2 protein-coding genes are annotated in these 684 nt (G+C 63.2%); both read left to right on the top strand.

Annotation, left to right across the window (positions count from 1 at the left end; translation table 11 throughout):
- Positions 1 to 232, top strand: a 232-nt coding sequence (gene rplM / locus AC1D15_RS35795; protein WP_477829825.1) for a 50S ribosomal protein L13, incomplete at its 5' end; no start/stop codon positions are given.
- Positions 233 to 241: 9 nt separating this feature from the next.
- Positions 242 to 634 (top strand): 30S ribosomal protein S9, encoded by a 393-nt coding sequence (rpsI, locus tag AC1D15_RS35790; protein WP_047506382.1) that lies wholly within the window; start codon positions 242 to 244, stop codon positions 632 to 634.
- Positions 635 to 684: the final 50 nt, after the last annotated feature.

The following is a 684-nucleotide window of genomic DNA, read 5'->3' as shown; positions in this document are numbered from 1 at the left end:
CAACAAGGCCACCGACAAGGTGTACTACCGTCACTCGGGCCACCCGGGCGGTATCCACGCCACGACCTTCAAGGACATGCAAGCCAAGCACCCCGGCCGCGCGCTGGAAAAGGCTGTCAAGGGCATGCTCCCCAAGGGACCGTTGGGTTACGCGATGGTGAAGAAGCTGAAGGTGTACGCCGGTGGTTCCCACCCGCACACCGCCCAGCAGCCCAAAGTGCTGGACATCTAAGGAGCGGCCATGATCGGAAATTGGAACTACGGAACCGGCCGCCGCAAGTCTTCGGTGGCTCGCGTCTTCATCAAGAAGGGCACTGGCCAGATCGTCGTCAACGGCAAGACCGTCGATGAGTATTTCGGTCGCCAGACCTCCATCATGGTGGTCAAGCAGCCTCTGGTGCTGACCTCCAACGATGGCGCGTTCGACGTCAAGGTCAACGTGCACGGTGGTGGCGAGTCGGGTCAAGCCGGTGCGGTGCGCCACGGCATCACCCGCGCCCTGATCGACTACGACGAGACGCTCAAGCCTGCCCTCAAGCACGCCGGCTTCGTGACGCGCGATGCGCGTGAAGTCGAACGGAAGAAGGTCGGCCTGCACGGCGCTCGCCGCAGGAAGCAGTTCAGCAAGCGCTGATCGACGCTCAGGCGTTGCAGGAAGGGGCCGCTTTCGAGCGGCCCTTTTGC

It is taken from the genome of Rhizobacter sp. P2_H2 (genome assembly GCF_056403375.1).
The sequence above is the reverse complement of the archived record's forward strand: the minus strand, read 5'-3'. Positions and strand labels throughout refer to the sequence as shown.